Raw genomic sequence first — 14,496 nt, forward strand, 5'->3', positions numbered from 1 at the left:
GTCAATCTCCTCTTTCTTTGTGATTGGTCGTTTGGATTGGCTTCCGTCCAATGCGTGCCTTTGCACGGCTCAACGGCTTCTTGATCGCAGCGCCGATTCCGTCACGGGACACCAGCAGGATCGCGATGAAGGTCAGGCCGATCACCGTGTTGAAGCGGTCGGTTTGGAACAAGTCGATTGCGAAGGTCTTGACGAGCAGGAACAGGACGGCCCCGATATAAGCGCCAAAGGGCGTCCGGATCCCACCAATCACCGCAATGATGAGGATGTCGATGATCCGGGTGACGTCGATCCGACCGGGAGATATTCCCTTCTCGGACCAGACCAACAGCAGGCCGCCGGCCGCCGCGATCATGCCGGCAAGAACGAAGGCGACGAGGCGCAGGGTCAGCGGGTTGTGGCCCCAAGCCGCCACCCGCGCCGGAGCCTCGCCCACCGCGCGCATGGCAAGGCCAAGCGGTGAGCCCGAGACAGCCCAGCCCAGGCCCGCGGCAAGCGCCGCCACGCTGAGCGACAGGTAATAGAAAGCGACGGGTCCCTCGAAACCATGGGCACCGAATTGCGGACGGGGCACCCCGGCGATGCCGCCGAAGCCACCAAAGACGGTGTAATTCTGCCGCGCCAGAAGGAAAACGGCCACCGCCAAGGACAGCGTCACCATCAGACAATAAATGCCATCGGTCCGCACCGCGAGCGCCGCAACGACAAGACTGAACAGCGTGGCAATCGCGAACGCGGCCAGGGCCGCCGGCAGAATCGGCCAACCGGGTCCGATGTCGGCGCCATTCGGGCCGAGGAAGGCGACCATGTAGGCGGCAATTCCAGCGATGCTGAGCTGTGCCAGTGAAAGCTGACCGCTGTGGCGGAAAAGGAAGGCAAGGCTCTGCGCCACCGTACCTAGGATCAGCGCCTGCGTGGCGATCTGACCCAGCAGGAACGGGCTGGACATGCCGGGCAACGCGATGAGCGCAAGCAGAACCGCGATCGTCGGGGCCGTCTTCATGTTCCGACCTTCCGCAGCCCCTGCGGGCGTAGCGCCAGCATCACGGCCATCAACAGGAACGTCAGAACCACGCTGTAGGTCGGGAAATAGACTGAGCCATATTGCTCGATCAACGCCACCAGCACCGCCCCCAGCGCCGCACCCGAGACGCTGCCCATGCCGCCGACGATGACGACGATCAGCGAGGCCAGAAGGAAATGCACATCTTCGCCCGGCGAAAGAGACAGGATCGTCGCCGCGACGACACCGGCCGCCCCGGCCAGCGCACTACCCACGATCACCACGCCGAGGAACAGCTGTGGCACATCTACGCCCATGGCCGAGAGCATCTGGCGATCCTCGACCCCTGCCCGGATCCGAAGCCCGAAGCGGGTGCGGTTAAGGAGAAGCCACAGCGCCACGCCGACGATCAGCGCCGCCAGCAGCATCGAGAGCCGCAAGAACGGATAGGCGCGCACCAGAGGCAGAGGCAGAAGGACGTCGATTCCCTCAGGCGGGTCTATCTGATAGGTCTGCCCACCCCAGACTGCCAGTATCTGGTCGGCCAGCACGATCGACACGCCGATCGATAGCAGCGCCTGCTGCAGAACGTCTCCGGCATGACGGCCCAGAAGCAGCAGGTAGACTGCCGTTCCCACCGCCGCCGAGGCAAGGCTGCCGCCCACAAGCGCCAGCGTCCAAGAACCCGTCACTTCGGCGACCGAGAACCCGATATAGCCGCCCAGCAGGAAGATCGCCCCATGCGCCAGATTGAGGGTACGCAACAATCCGAAGATCAGCGTGAAGCCCGAGGCGACAAGAAAATACAGCCCCGCCAGCGTCAAGCCATTCAATGTTACCAGTACGAAAAGTTTCACAGGCCAGCTCCTTCTTCGGTCGTGCAGTCTCCCGTCGCGCGCCCCGTAAGGGCGCGCGCTGCAGGTTTCCACAGGTGGGGAGGGTTCAGATGCGGCGGGCGGCGCGGTGGCCTTCGAAGACCGCTTCGTAAGTACCCCTGGGCGCAGTGGCATCACCGATGGTTTCGACGGGAAGATCCCGCGCCGCGAACTTATCGGTCAGGTCGTTCACCGACTGGCGACCGGTCACCATGATGATCGTGTCGGCCCTGAGCGAGGCCTTGTGCTCGCCATACTGGACGTTGAAGACATCGATGGTGTCGCCCCGGATTTCGCGGACGAAATGGTTGGGCATCAGGTTGACGCCTGCCTCGAACACCTTCGGCATGATCCAATCGTGATAGACGTCGTTCATGGTTTCCATACCCACCATCGGCCAGCGGGTGACGATCGTCACCTTTTCGGTCGACGCCTGCCGCAGCTTCACGGCGGTCAGCGGGGCCCAGGCATTCGAGATGTCGTCAATGATGACAACCTCACCCTTCGCCTCGGCCTTTCCAGTCATTATGTCGTCCCAGCCCATACAATTGCCGGTGGCGTGGCCATCGAGCGGCGCGGCCGTCCAGCCCTGAAAGCCGTCGTTGCAGTTCCGCGATCCGGTCGCGATCACGACGTGCTCGGGCTTCAGTTCGGCGACCAGCGCATCGATGTTTTCGTCGGTCACGCACACGCCGGTGCGCACCTCGGCGCCGTTCTTGCGCGCCTGTCCGTCAAGCCATGTCCAGGCCGAGGAAAACTCGCCCCGGTCGGGCATCTTCGACTGGACGCGGATATGCCCGCCGGTCTCGGCCTCGGCTTCCAGAACGGTAACCTTATGGCCCCGCGCGGCGGCGATGCGGGCATATTCCAGCCCCGAGGGCCCACCCCCGACGACGAGAATCGATTTCGGATCCGCAACACGAATCACCGACCCGGCGCCCCATTTTCCCTCGCGCCCGACGGTCGGGTTGTAGACACATTGCACACGCTGTCCGCTCGACGCGTTCCGCCAGCAAAGGTTGGCGGCGACGCAGCGGCGGATGTCGTCTTCGCGGCCCTCCTCGGCCTTTACCGCCCATTCAGGGTCGGCAAAAAGCTGGCGCGCCAGGCAGATCGCGTCGCCATCACCGGCTTCCAGCAGGCTTTCGGCCACATCAGGCGTGGTTACCCGGCCGACCAGCAGAACCGGCTTGGTCGTCGCCTCGCGGATATCGCGGGCATAGGCTTTTTCCCATCCGCCTTCGAAATGCATCGGCGTGTGGATGAAGGAATGGTGAACCCCTGCCGAGACGCTGACATAGTCGTTGTCGATTCGCGACTCGAGGTCGGCGCAGATTTTCTTGACATCCTCGATCTCCAGATCGCCCGGCCAGAACGAGGTCGAGTTGATCCGGTAACCCATGAACATCTGGTCGCCGATGGCCGAACGGATCGACTTCATGCATTCAACCGCGAAACGCATCCGATTCTCGTAGGAACCGCCCCATTGGTCGGTGCGTTTATTGTAAAGCGGCGAGAGGAACTGCCAGGGCAGGTAGCCGTGGCTCAAGTGGAACTCGACCCCGTCAAGTCCGGCCTGCTTCGCCCTGCGCGCGGCACTGCCAAAGGCCTCGATCAGTTCCATGATCTCGTCTTCGGACATCGCCTTCGGTGTCCAGCCGCCGGGAGCCTCGCCAAGCGGGACCTGGCTTGGCGAAAGCGTATACCACGAGGCGTCGATATCGGCGGAGGGGTTCTGTTTGGGGAAAGGAACGCCGCGCACGCCCGAATGCCAGAGTTGAATTGACAGCTTCGTGCCATGCGCATGGACGGCATCGGCTATCTTCGACAGGGGTTCTATATTGTCATCATTGAAAAGCTGCGGCGTCAGAAGCGGTGCGGCGAGCGAGTCGGGGTGCACATGTGTAGCACCGATGATGATCAGGCCAACGCCGCCCTTGGCGCGTTCGGCGTAATAGTTGGTCGCCATGTCAGTCAAAACACCCCCCTCTACCCAAGTCGGGCAGGTTGGCGGAAACACGACGCGGTTTCGGATTTCGGTCTCTCGCAACGTCCACGGCGAAAAAAGTCGCGGGTATTTCGACATTTGGCAGTCCTCCCAGATCTCGTCGAGGTGATTTCTCGAAGGATCTGCCTGTTCACGGCCGATCTCGAATCACCTTCTCCCATGCGATCACATGGCATATTGGCGAACATAAAGTCAATCATTTATCTACAACTTTGAACATAATAGTAGTATCAGCACGTCCATTCGACAGCGACATTTTAGCCTGCCAACTTCGAAAGACATATAAGTATCAGTTTTATAACGAAAAAATAATGCATTCGGAAGCGGTAATATCAACTAGGCCGATGATTTGATCGAACACTACACCTTATTTGATTACTTTTGTGCGTTGACTATGCAGACCAAAAGTGGAGTATTGCTGTCGTAGCCCGGCGTGTGTTTCGGGCCCGGAATCAATGGAGTTACGACAATGAAGATCGTCAGAATGGCCACAAAGGACGGCCCATGTATCGGGCTTCTTTATGAAGGTGCAGTCTATGACCTGCGCGACATCCAAGCGGCAGAACCGCATCTCCCTGCTGATATGATCGTTTCGGCGCCAGACCTGGCCGCACTCCTTGCGTACGATAGCCTACCCGCCTTGCTCGCCACCTCACTCAAGATCGCCCTGTCGCGCGGCCTTGCGTCCACACCCTACGCCGAAGCACGCCTGCTCTCGCCGATCGACCCGCCGATCATCCTTTGCGGCGGAAGTAACTACTCGGATCACAATAAGGAAAAGGCCGAGTCTCCCCTGCGAGGTCGCGAACCGGAGTTTTTCCTGAAGTCGCCCACAGTCGTCGCAGGCCCACGGGACTCGATCTTCCTCGACCCGCTCGTCACCCGGAAGCTCGACTACGAAGTCGAACTTGGCGTCGTCATCGGAAAGCCGGGCAGGAACATCCCGGAAACCGAGGCGATGCGCCATGTTTTTGGCTATACTGTGGTCAATGACCTCACAGCACGCGATCGGCAGGTCCGGATCGAGCCGAACGGATTTGCTTGGTACGAACTGGCGAAAAGCAAAAATTTCGACCGGTCAGCGCCAATGGGGCCCTGCATTGTAACCGCCGACGAGATCGCCGATCCGAACAACCTGCCATTGCGCACGACAGTGAACGGAGAGGTTCGACAGAACGGCTCGACCGCGTCGATGATCCATTCAGTGGCCTCGCTGGTAAGTCATTTTTCGTCCTGCATGACGCTGCATCCCGGCACCGTCATCATCACCGGAACCCCCGGAGGTACGGCCTGGGCCGCTGACCCGGACTTGGGCGGCAGCCGATATCCCCGCGACGACATCGTCCGCGCTTCGGGCTATCTGCGCGATGGCGACCTGGTCGTCTGCAGCATCGATGGAATTGGAGCACTGGAGAACCGCGTCGAACTAAGACCGCCCGCCTGATCCATTGGTGACTGATTGCATCGTCTTTTTGGCGGCATTTCGCGGAGAAAAGGTTCGGCAATGGTGCTTTCGCCGCGGACATGCGATGATGCTTCGAGGGGACCAATCACGAGATACCGAACAGTATGCCCACCGAACCGAAACGACTGAACGCCGAAATTGACCCCACCTCGCGGACGTCCAACGTTCGCTCGCGCGCTCGCGAGGTTGCGCGGCAGATGCGCGAGGCGCTTGAGGAAATGATTCAAAGCGGCGCGATGGCACCGGGCGCGAAGCTTCCGACCGAGGTTGAGCTGGTCGACCGCTTCGGGGCCAGCCGCAGCACGGTGCGTAAGATGCTGGCAACGATGGAGACCGACGGCCTGATCGTTCGCCGCGTTGGCAGCGGAACTTTCGTCGCTGATTCCCCCCGGCCGGTTGGCGACGATGTGCTCCAGAGTGTCCTCGACAATGTAGCACTGCACGCCAGCCCCGCCGAGATCATGGAATTCCGCCTGATCGTCGAGCCGCCAGCCATGAGCCTTGTCACCCGCAAGGCCACGGCGAGCGATATTTTCGAGATGCAGAACTGCCTGGCCCAGTCCGAACGGGCGCAAGACCTGGCCGCTTTCGAGCATTGGGATTGCGAACTGCACACCGTCTTCGGCCGCACCACACGCAATGTCATGTTCGAGAATGCCTATGCGATGATTACCGCCGCTCGGAACCGGGCCGAGTGGGGACGGTTGAAATCCAAGACATTGACCAGCGACATGCGTGCGCTCCACATGGCCGAGCACGTGCGCATCGTCGCGGCGATACGCGACCGTGACCCCGAGAAGGCCGAGGCCGAGATGCTGGCGCATCTGTCGAAGATCAACCGCAGCATGTTCCCGTGAAGCCACCCAAATTGACGAGGCGGTTGGCGTCGATCCTGCGCCGCCCGAAGTAGAACCGTGTACCTTCTCGACGACGCTGAATCGTGACGGTGCCGACATGCCAGTAAAGGTAGCTGATGATGCCGGTCTGGGGTGTTGTCACGTTAACTCGCCGAGTTTGCAAGTTGGCATGCCGTTCGTTGATCAAGCGGTATGTGCCGCGGATTTCCACGCCTCGAATGCTTCGAGCGGATGGTGAGGGCAGAGCGGCGGTGGGCTGGGACAGAGAAACAATTGCGGGTTGCGGACTGCATAGATACGAAGCGTTGTAATCCACCCGGCGATCGGAAGCCTTGCATCACCCGCTCTCGCTTTCGGAAGGGCAAGTGGCTGTTCTCGGTGCGGTTATTGAGATGGGGTGGTTGCCGTCCTCCCCAAACGGCATCGCAATGTGCCAAGGTCGTGGTGTTCAAAGCCACAAGAAGGAAAGGACGGCAAATGAAAGATACAATGATCGGAGTGGACCTGGCAAAGAACGTTTTCCAGCTTCACGCGGCCAGCATGACTGGGCAGTTGAAGTTTCGCAAGAAGCTGTCCCGGCCACAGTTTCGCGCGTTTCTTTCTACGCAACCGCCTGCCGTGATCGTCATGGAGGCCTGCGGCAGTGCCAGCTACTGGGCGCGAGTGTTGTCCGGGATGGGTCACGAGGTGAAACTGATCGCGCCGCAGTATGTGAAACCATTTGTGAAACGCCAGAAGAATGATGCTGCGGATGCTGAAGCTATCGTCATCGCCGCGCAGCGGCCGGAGATGAGGTTTGTTCCGCCCAAGACCAAGGAACAACAGGCCCGTGCGATCCTGTTCCGGAACCGGGAGCGTTTGGTGAACCAGCGCACCGAGCTGGTAAACAGTCTACGATCAATCCTCTACGAGTTCGGACACACTATCCCGCAGGGCATCGGGAATGTGAGCCGCGGGTATGAGATCCTTGAGGACCCAAATTGTGATCTTCCGGACCTGGTCCGCCAGGAATGTCGAGACCTTTTGGAACTGATCGAAGAGACCACGGTACGGATCGCGGCCAAGTTAAAGCGGATCAAAGCGTTGTCCACAGAGACGGAAACGGCCAAACGTCTTCAGACGATGCCGGGGGTTGGCCCTCTAAGCGCCCTCGCCATTGAGGCGTTTGCTCCACCACTGGAGACATTCGCCCGGGGCCGCGACTTTGCGGCCTGGTTGGGCCTCGTGCCGCGACAGCATTCATCAGGCGGCAAACCCCGTCTGGGGCGCATGTCGAAGGCAGGACAGTCTGACATCAGGCGCCTTCTGATCATCGGCGCGATGTCACGCTTGAGCAGGTTAGGCCGCAAATCCATACCCAAAGGATCCTGGCTGGAACGCATGCTTGCGCGCAAGCCAAAAATGCTGGTCGCGGTTGCGCTGGCCAACAAGATGGCCCGCGCCCTCTGGGCAATGCAAATGACGAAGGAGAGTTATCGGGATCCGACGCAGACTGTCGCTGCATGACCAAGCTGTAGCACAGGGCTGAGCTACGTCGGTGAAGGAGGTGTAAGAAGTCAACGACCTGAATGGGCAAAATGATCGAACAGATCTGGATCGGGAAAACCAGGATAAGGGGAAGAGCGTCAAAGCTCGTTGTTTAGGTCTGGCCTCGATCCGCAGATCACCATCCCGGCCAGCGGCTTCTGGTAACGCCGCACTCAAAGGCCTGACAGAAGCTCGCACTCGATCACCAACTCACGCAGATTGAAAAACTTCTTGCATCACGGACGGCAACCACAGAAGCCCCTTGTGTGACCAATGATCAAGGCCAGGCGCGATCTCGCGCTTGGCGGCCCCATATGAACGCAGTTTGTCCGTAATGATCCTTTTGGGCACGAAATCCCAACGCTTCATCAGCTTGACCAAAAGCCGCTTTGCGGCGCGCTTGTCTCGCCTCGATTGAAGGATTTCTTCAAGAACAACGCCGTTTTGGTCGACTGCGCGCCAGAGTCAGTATGACCGGCCCGCGATCTTCACAACGACTTCGTCTAGAGCGTTTCAGGTTTTCACGGAAGCGTAGCCTGCGTTTTCGAAGTAGTTTGCGCACTCAGCGGGCGTGAACTGGTCGAGGACCGAGCCGACCGTCCGCCACAAGGTCTCTCGTGTGCGGGCAGCGGCGTTTCGCATCCAGTGCTTGAGTTTCGAGAAGGCCTGTTCAATCGGGTTCAGGTCGGGGCTATAAGGCGGCAGGAACAACAGATGCGCGCCGGCCGCCCGGATGGCGTGGCGGACGGCGTGGCTTTTGTGGCTGCCGAGGTTGTCCATCACAACGATGTCGCCCGGAGCGAGGGTTGGACCCAGGACGCGCTCGACGTAAGTGCGGAAGATGTCGCCGTTCACAGGGCCGTCGAAGACCCACGGCGCGTCGATCCGGTCATGGCGCAGCGCGGCGATGAAGGTGGACGTTCCAGTGGCCAAACGGGGCCGCGCCAGGCAGGCGATCCCCTTTCGGCCCCCAGCCTCGGAGCGGGGCCATATTGGTCTTCACCCATGTCTCATCAATGAACACGAGACGGGTTGGATCGATCCTGCCCTGGTATCGCTGCCATCTCTCACGGCGGCGCTTCACATCCGGGCGTTCGCGCTCATCGGCGACCAGCGTCTTTTTTTGAAACTGAACCCGCAGCCACGCAGGAAGCGCCAGACCGTGTCGTGGCTGACGACAACGCCCCGCTCCGCCAGCAGGTCCTGAAGGACGGCAAGGGTCACATGGGGGCAGTTGCGCACCTGCTCCAGCAGCCAGACCCGGTGCGGCTCAAGCAGCGGGCGGCGATACCCACCTATCTTTGCCGGGCTGACCGAACCGGTCCGCCGCGCCCGATCGGCCCACTTCACAGCGCTCGACGGCGCAACACCGAACCTCGCCGCCACACTGCGGCAGCTCTCGCCCGACCGCATCGCGGCCACAACACGCTTTCTGAGGTCATTCGAATAGGCTCTCGTCATCCATGCTGGCCTCCCTCACCAGTATGGACTCTGAATCACAATCAAACCCCAATGGGAATCTGGAGGGTTCTGTGAGGTCCGCGGTCGTGCGGTCGATGGCGGACGGTGTCGCGGACCTCATTGAAGCCGGATTGAACGAAGCCGCGGGTCGGTTTGGCGCTATGGGGATTTGGGCTTTGGCGTCGGCTTTGAGTGGTGGGCGCGAGAGCCGATACGCGGACCGATGGTGCCGGCTGGAGTGCGGATGGTACTGGCGTCGGCTCCCACGGAGCACTGCGGCGGTGCGATCTGGCGGTCGATTGCCGCGTGGATCGGTCGTGGCCACCGCATCGGGTGTTCTGGTCCATAGGCAAGCCGCCCGGTCCTCGTGGGGGCCGGTCGCAGGGTGCGTGATGGCAGTTTGTCGCGTGCGCTCATGAACTGTCGTTCCAGAATGGCCAGTTGGGCGGTTGCTGACCATGATACCAGACGGTGATCGTCGCCATCGGGCGGCCGCAACAGGGGCAAGGGCGCGGAACGGGCGTCGGCTTCGTCGCGGGTGTGGCGTGGACCGCGGTCTGCGAGGCCCGGTCGGCCAGCAGTGCCCTGCAGGCCGCGAGGCGGGCGGCACGCTGTCCGTTGGCGAGGAAGCCGTAATGGCGGATGCGGTGAACGCCGTCCGGCAGGGTGTGCAGCAGGAAGCGGCGGATAAATTCACCGGCGTCCAGCGTCATGTGCCTCGGCCTGCGACCATGTCGGTAGTCGCGCCAGCGGAACGTCACCTTGCCGCCCTCCGTGCTGACCAGACGGGAATTGGCAATAGCGACACGATGGGTGTACCGGCTCAGATAGGCCAGCACCTGCTCGGGGCCGCCGAAGGGCGGCTTGGCGTAAACGACCCAGTCGCGACGATCGGCTGCGATGAGATGCCGGGCGAAGGCCTGCGGCTCGGCCAGCCCTGCGATGTCGCCGAAGAAGTGCAGCTGTCCGGCTTCGAAGGCGGCGCGCAGCGCCTGCAAGAACAGCCGCCGGTACAGGCGCGACAGCACCCGGACCGGCAGAAAGAAATTGGGACGGCAGGCGATCCAGCGGGTGCCGTCGGGCGATGGGCCGCCACCGGGCACGATACAATGGAGGTGGGGATGGTAACTCAGGGTCTGACCCCAGCTGTGCAGGACCGCGACGAGGCCGATCCCGGCGCCGAGATGCCGGGGATCGGCGGCGATGATGCGCAGCGTCTCGGCGGCGGACTTGAACAGGATGCCGTAGACGACCGTTTTGTTCTGGAAGGCGATCGCTGCGATCTCGGCGGGCAGTGTGAAGACCACGTGGAAATAAGGGACCGGCAGCAGGGGTCTGATGCCGGAGAGTGCAGAATCCTACGCTAAGGCGATTTGATCACTTTTTTTGACCACCTGTATTCGCCGGTCAGAAGGATGTGGGCCCATCCGAGTGGCGAGATGTGCGCTAGCAGATCTGGTGAACAATCCAGACGGTCGCGTTGGCGCGCCGTGACAGCTTGGCCAAGGTGCTTGGTGTTCCAGTAAATGATGATAGCGGCGAGCAGGTTCAGCCCGGCCATTCGGAAGTGCTGGCCTTGGACTGTTCGATCACGGATTTCACCTTGGCGACCAATGCGCAGGGCGTTTTTCAGCGCATGATGCGCTTCGCCCTTATTCAGGCTGATTTGGGCACGGCGCTGCATGTCGGCATCCAGCAGCCAATCGATGATGAACAGCGTCCGTTCGATCCGACCGATTTCGCGCAATGCTACCGCAAGTTCATGCTGTCGGGGATATGCAGCGAATTTTCGCAAGAGTTGGCTTGGCGGCATCGCGCCCGCAACCATGGTGGCCGCCGCGCGTAGGATGTCGGGCCAGTTCGAGCTGATGACAGGTTCCCTGACCTTGCCGCCTATCAAGCCCGTCAGCTCTTTCGGGCAGGATGCCGGATTGAAGAGGTAGAGGCGCTTGGATGGCAGATCCCGGATGCGGGGGATGAACTGAAAGCCCAGAAGGGCGGTGACGGCGAAGACGTGGTCGGTGAAGCCGCCCGTGTCGGCATACTGTTCGCGGATTTTCTGGCCTGCGTCTGTCATCAACAGGCCGTCCAGGATGTAAGGGGCCTCGTTCACTGTGGCCGGGATGGTCTGGGTGGCGAAAGGGCCGAACTGATCGGAGACATGGGTATAGGCCTTCAGACCGGGTTCATGGCCGTATTTGGCGTTGATCAGATTCATCGCTTCGCCCTGGCGCGTGGTGGGGAAGAATTGCCCGTCGCTCGAAGCGGCCTGCCCTGCGCCCCAAAACTGGGCCATCGGCAAGGCAGATTGACCTTCGATCACCATGGCCAAGGCGCGTGTCATCGCCTCGCTTTCCACATGCCAGCGCGACAAGCGTGAGAGCTGGAAATAATCATGGGTGTTCGTGGCCCCAGCCATTTTGCTGAGGCCAAGGTTCAGCCCTTCAGCCAGCAGCACGTTCAACATGCCGACCCTGTCTTTGCATGGAACGCCGGTGCGCAGATGGGTGAAGGCCTCGGTAAAGCCGATCTCGTCATCCACTTCGAGCAGCAGGTCGGTGATCCTGATCTCTGGCAGGCGTTTGTAAAGATCGAGCACCATGGCATCGGCCTCCTCGGGGACAGCGGCAGTCAAGCGGTCGATCTTGAGCACGCCGCCTTCGATGGAACCTCCCGGAATGGCACCCGCCCTGGCGGCGCGGGCCAGTCGCTGCAAGCCATCAGCCAAACGAGATTTTCGATCCGCGAGCCAGAGCTCCGGTTCAAACGGCATGGCCAGTTTTGGCGTGGCCCTGGCAACTTCTTTCGGAACCAGCGCATCCTTGAGATCGCCATACCGACGGGAATGTGTGAGCCAGATGTCGCCGGCACGGAATGCGTCGCGCAGGTGGCACAGGACCGCCACCTCCCAAAGCCGGTTCCCATCGTCGTGATTCAAGTGTCGATGCCATTTCGAAGCCCGGCGCAGAAAGGTCAGTGGCCGGGTAGTCGTCGTTTCCGTACCCGCGACGATGTCGGCGGCGGCAAGCAACGGTTCGGCCACCGGCGCCGCCTGAATATCGAGCGCCCGCAGCATGCGCGGCGCATAGCGTCGGAAGCGATGATACCCGTGAACAACATGTGCCAGTGGATCAGCCGCCAATGTGTCGGTCAGTTGGGCGGCGGTGGAAACAAGCCCCCTCAGCGATGACCAGCCTCCGGCGTTTTGAATGGCCTCGATCAGGGAGGCCTGATCTTCATGTGCTTCCAGCAGAGCTGATCCAAAATTTGAGAAGCCCTGCAAGGTGTCTTTCAAAGCGGCCTTGGCGTCATCTGCCCGAGCATCGCATACGCGTTTCGCCTCGCGCCACGTCTTCCCCACAATCCGGTCATGGCTTTCGACCACGGCATCGGCAATGGCACTGCTCCATTCCAGAGCGCAGACCGCGAGGATGGCAAGGCGGCGGTCACCGGAGATATCCCGCAGATCTCCGGCGAAGTAACGTTCACCCTGCCGTCGGAGGCGCGCGATACGGTGGGGCGGCACACCCGACAGGACGGTTCGGTCCACGGCCATGGTCTGCAAGAATTCCAACCGGTCGAGCAGCCGGTTCATGTCGGCCGAGTTCTGGCCCACCTCAAACTGGCGCAGCCAGACAAAGCAGGTGACAGAACCGTCCGCCATTTCCGTCAGCAAGGCGTCAAGTCGGCTGCACATCTCATCATCCAGCCGGTCGGCAATCCGAGCGTCGATCCGTCGCTCTGCAGCAACGAGTGCATCCGCGCAAAGGCGTTCGATAACCGTGATCCCCGGGAGAATGGTCTGGGTCGCCCGGCATTGTTCCACGAAACGCCGCGCCAAGTCCTCGTTCGACCGGGCAGTTTCGGCTGTTCTCTCAAGCCAGACCTTCAGGTCTCTCGACCCTCGGCCAGTGAACATCTTGTAGCTATAGAGATCCCGCAGGGCCGCCAGATGTTCATGACGCGTTTCTTCGCGGCTTGCATATCCAGCCAGATCGTCTGACTTCAGCCCAAGCTGCGCAGCCAGGAAGCGCGTGATCTCCATTGGAATGACCTCGCCCGGGGTCAACAACCGACCGGGATAGCGCAATGCGCAAAGCTGGAGAGCAAACCCAAAACGATTGTGGGGGCGGCGGCGGGCGCGGATGATTTCAAGATCGTCGTCCGCAAGGGTGTAGTGGCGCAACATCGCCGTTTCATCGGTCGGAAGATCAAAAAGTACTGAGCGCTGACGCTCGGTGAGGATAGTACGATGCGCCATGTTTCTTTTGTTTTCTGCATATGGTTTGCGTATTGATGATTAAGATATTGAATAAGGAATTGTTCGGATGACTGAAAACGCGTCGTTTTCCAGATCGTCTCAAACGAACGTTTGTGAAACATGCTGATCGGCTATGCACGGGTCTCGAAAGCCGACGGCAGCCAGTCCCTCGATTTACAGCGAGATGCATTGATCGGATCAGGGGTCGAAGAAGGCCAGATCTATTCGGACCTAGCATCTGGAAAGAAGGATGACCGATCCGGTCTTGAGGCCTGCCTCAAGGCATTGCGCAAGGGCGATGTCCTGGTTGTGTGGAAGCTCGACCGTATGGGGCGTAGCCTCCACCACCTTGTCAAAACCGTCAGCATGCTGTCCGAGCGTGGCGTCGGTCTCAAGGTTCTCACCGGGCAAGGGGCGCAGATTGATACAACGACTGCGGCTGGAAGGCTGTCATTCGGCATCTTTGCAGCGCTGGCCGAATTTGAAACCGAGTTGATCCGCGAACGCACAATGGCCGGGCTCCAAGCCGCCCGCGCGCGCGGCCGAAAGGGGGGAAGGAAGTTTGCTCTGACAAAAGCGCAGGTGCGAATGGCGCAGGCCGCTATGGCCAGTCGCGATACGTCGGTTTCAGAACTCTGCAAAGAGCTCGGGGTGAAACCAGTCACGCTCTACAGATATGTCGACCCGAACGGCAATCTACGCGATTACGGGAAACGGGTTCTCAGCGCTTAGCGTAGGATACTGCACTCTCCGGCATCAGACCCCCAGCAGGTCGTCCGCACGTGCCGCCAGCCAGTCGCGCGCGGCCGCGCCCTGGCACTTCGGGCAGTGCCGGTTGCGGCAGGTATTATAGGCGACATGAACCGTACCGCAGGCCTGGCAACCCTCGACATGGCCGCCGAGCGCGGACGTGCGGCACAGCTCGATTGCGGATATCACGCGGCGCTCCACCCGACCGAGATGGCCGCCGTGGGCCTGAACATAGGCAGGGCCATGGCGGCGGAAGATGTCCGCCACCTCCAGCGCGGGGCGCATGAAG

At 60.9% G+C, this 14,496-nt stretch carries 10 protein-coding genes and 4 pseudogenes; 4 read left to right on the forward strand and 10 right to left on the reverse strand.

Annotated elements, in window-relative coordinates; genetic code table 11:
• Position 1: 1 nt before the first annotated feature.
• From IMCC21224_RS25565 to IMCC21224_RS25575, 3 genes are all read right to left on the reverse strand, one after another.
• Complete coding sequence (locus IMCC21224_RS25565) at positions 2-1,003, reverse strand: branched-chain amino acid ABC transporter permease (RefSeq protein ID WP_053079229.1); 1,002 nt, start codon at positions 1,001-1,003, stop codon at positions 2-4.
• Positions 1,000-1,860: a branched-chain amino acid ABC transporter permease gene (locus tag IMCC21224_RS25570; protein WP_047998382.1), complete on the reverse strand. Its 861-nt coding sequence runs from the start codon at positions 1,858-1,860 to the stop codon at positions 1,000-1,002. The genes IMCC21224_RS25565 and IMCC21224_RS25570 overlap by 4 nt, the downstream gene beginning before the upstream one ends.
• Positions 1,861-1,945: 85 nt before the next feature.
• Positions 1,946-3,964: an FAD-dependent oxidoreductase gene (locus tag IMCC21224_RS25575; RefSeq protein ID WP_047998383.1), complete on the reverse strand. Its 2,019-nt coding sequence runs from the start codon at positions 3,962-3,964 to the stop codon at positions 1,946-1,948.
• 391 nt (positions 3,965-4,355) lie between these two features.
• Here IMCC21224_RS25575 and IMCC21224_RS25580 point away from each other — a divergent pair, with 391 nt between their 5' ends.
• Both IMCC21224_RS25580 and IMCC21224_RS25585 read left to right on the forward strand, forming a co-directional pair.
• Positions 4,356-5,330, forward strand: coding sequence for a fumarylacetoacetate hydrolase family protein (locus IMCC21224_RS25580; protein WP_053079230.1), 975 nt, complete (start codon positions 4,356-4,358; stop codon positions 5,328-5,330).
• 125 nt (positions 5,331-5,455) lie between these two features.
• Positions 5,456-6,208 carry a FadR/GntR family transcriptional regulator gene (locus tag IMCC21224_RS25585; RefSeq protein ID WP_047998384.1) on the forward strand — a complete coding sequence of 251 codons (753 nt, stop codon included), beginning with the start codon at positions 5,456-5,458 and terminating at the stop codon, positions 6,206-6,208.
• 183 nt (positions 6,209-6,391) lie between these two features.
• On the opposite strand, the pseudogene IMCC21224_RS28765 reads toward IMCC21224_RS25585, so the two are convergent.
• Positions 6,392-6,600, reverse strand: a pseudogene (locus IMCC21224_RS28765) (IS6 family transposase); the annotation flags it as partial.
• 85 nt (positions 6,601-6,685) lie between these two features.
• Between IMCC21224_RS28765 and IMCC21224_RS25590 the strand changes: the two are divergent.
• Entirely contained in the window at positions 6,686-7,714 is a 1,029-nt protein-coding gene (locus IMCC21224_RS25590; RefSeq protein WP_047998385.1) for an IS110 family transposase, read from the forward strand.
• Between the two features lie 276 nt (positions 7,715-7,990).
• Here the strand turns inward: IMCC21224_RS25590 and IMCC21224_RS25595 are convergent.
• The 5 genes and pseudogenes from IMCC21224_RS25595 to IMCC21224_RS25615 form a co-directional block, all read right to left on the reverse strand.
• Positions 7,991-8,242: pseudogene (locus IMCC21224_RS25595) on the reverse strand (DDE-type integrase/transposase/recombinase); the annotation flags it as partial.
• Between the two features lie 6 nt (positions 8,243-8,248).
• A complete protein-coding gene (locus IMCC21224_RS28870) occupies positions 8,249-8,728 on the reverse strand; it encodes an IS630 family transposase (RefSeq protein WP_369796076.1) in 480 nt (159 codons plus the stop codon).
• Between the two features lie 87 nt (positions 8,729-8,815).
• Positions 8,816-9,196 carry an IS630 transposase-related protein gene (locus IMCC21224_RS28875; protein WP_047998386.1) on the reverse strand — a complete coding sequence of 127 codons (381 nt, stop codon included), beginning with the start codon at positions 9,194-9,196 and terminating at the stop codon, positions 8,816-8,818.
• Between the two features lie 413 nt (positions 9,197-9,609).
• Positions 9,610-10,527: pseudogene (locus IMCC21224_RS25610) on the reverse strand (IS91 family transposase); the annotation flags it as partial.
• Between the two features lie 32 nt (positions 10,528-10,559).
• Entirely contained in the window at positions 10,560-13,457 is a 2,898-nt protein-coding gene (locus tag IMCC21224_RS25615; protein ID WP_047998387.1) for a Tn3 family transposase, read from the reverse strand.
• Positions 13,458-13,577: 120 nt separating this feature from the next.
• On the opposite strand from IMCC21224_RS25615, the gene IMCC21224_RS25620 reads away from it, so the two are divergent.
• Positions 13,578-14,189, forward strand: coding sequence for a recombinase family protein (locus tag IMCC21224_RS25620; RefSeq protein WP_047998388.1), 612 nt, complete (start codon positions 13,578-13,580; stop codon positions 14,187-14,189).
• A 27-nt stretch (positions 14,190-14,216) separates the two neighbouring features.
• Here the strand turns inward: IMCC21224_RS25620 and IMCC21224_RS25625 are convergent.
• Positions 14,217-14,492: pseudogene (locus IMCC21224_RS25625) on the reverse strand (transposase zinc-binding domain-containing protein); the annotation flags it as partial.
• Between the last annotated feature and the right edge of the window lie 4 nt (positions 14,493-14,496).

Source organism: Puniceibacterium sp. IMCC21224, from assembly GCF_001038505.1.
Classification (GTDB): domain Bacteria; phylum Pseudomonadota; class Alphaproteobacteria; order Rhodobacterales; family Rhodobacteraceae; genus Puniceibacterium.

Excerpts from the sequence above, each read along its gene's own strand:
- IMCC21224_RS25575 (WP_047998383.1), bottom strand. The coding sequence starts at position 3,964 with ATGTCGAAATACCCGCGACTTTTTTCGCCGTGGACGTTGCGAGAGACC.
- IMCC21224_RS25620 (WP_047998388.1), top strand. The coding sequence starts at position 13,578 with ATGCTGATCGGCTATGCACGGGTCTCGAAAGCCGACGGCAGCCAGTCC.
- IMCC21224_RS28875 (WP_047998386.1), bottom strand. The coding sequence starts at position 9,196 with ATGACGAGAGCCTATTCGAATGACCTCAGAAAGCGTGTTGTGGCCGCG.
- IMCC21224_RS25585 (WP_047998384.1), top strand. The coding sequence starts at position 5,456 with ATGCCCACCGAACCGAAACGACTGAACGCCGAAATTGACCCCACCTCG.
- IMCC21224_RS25565 (WP_053079229.1), bottom strand. The coding sequence starts at position 1,003 with ATGAAGACGGCCCCGACGATCGCGGTTCTGCTTGCGCTCATCGCGTTG.
- IMCC21224_RS25590 (WP_047998385.1), top strand. The coding sequence starts at position 6,686 with ATGAAAGATACAATGATCGGAGTGGACCTGGCAAAGAACGTTTTCCAG.
- IMCC21224_RS25615 (WP_047998387.1), bottom strand. The coding sequence starts at position 13,457 with ATGGCGCATCGTACTATCCTCACCGAGCGTCAGCGCTCAGTACTTTTT.
- IMCC21224_RS25580 (WP_053079230.1), top strand. The coding sequence starts at position 4,356 with ATGAAGATCGTCAGAATGGCCACAAAGGACGGCCCATGTATCGGGCTT.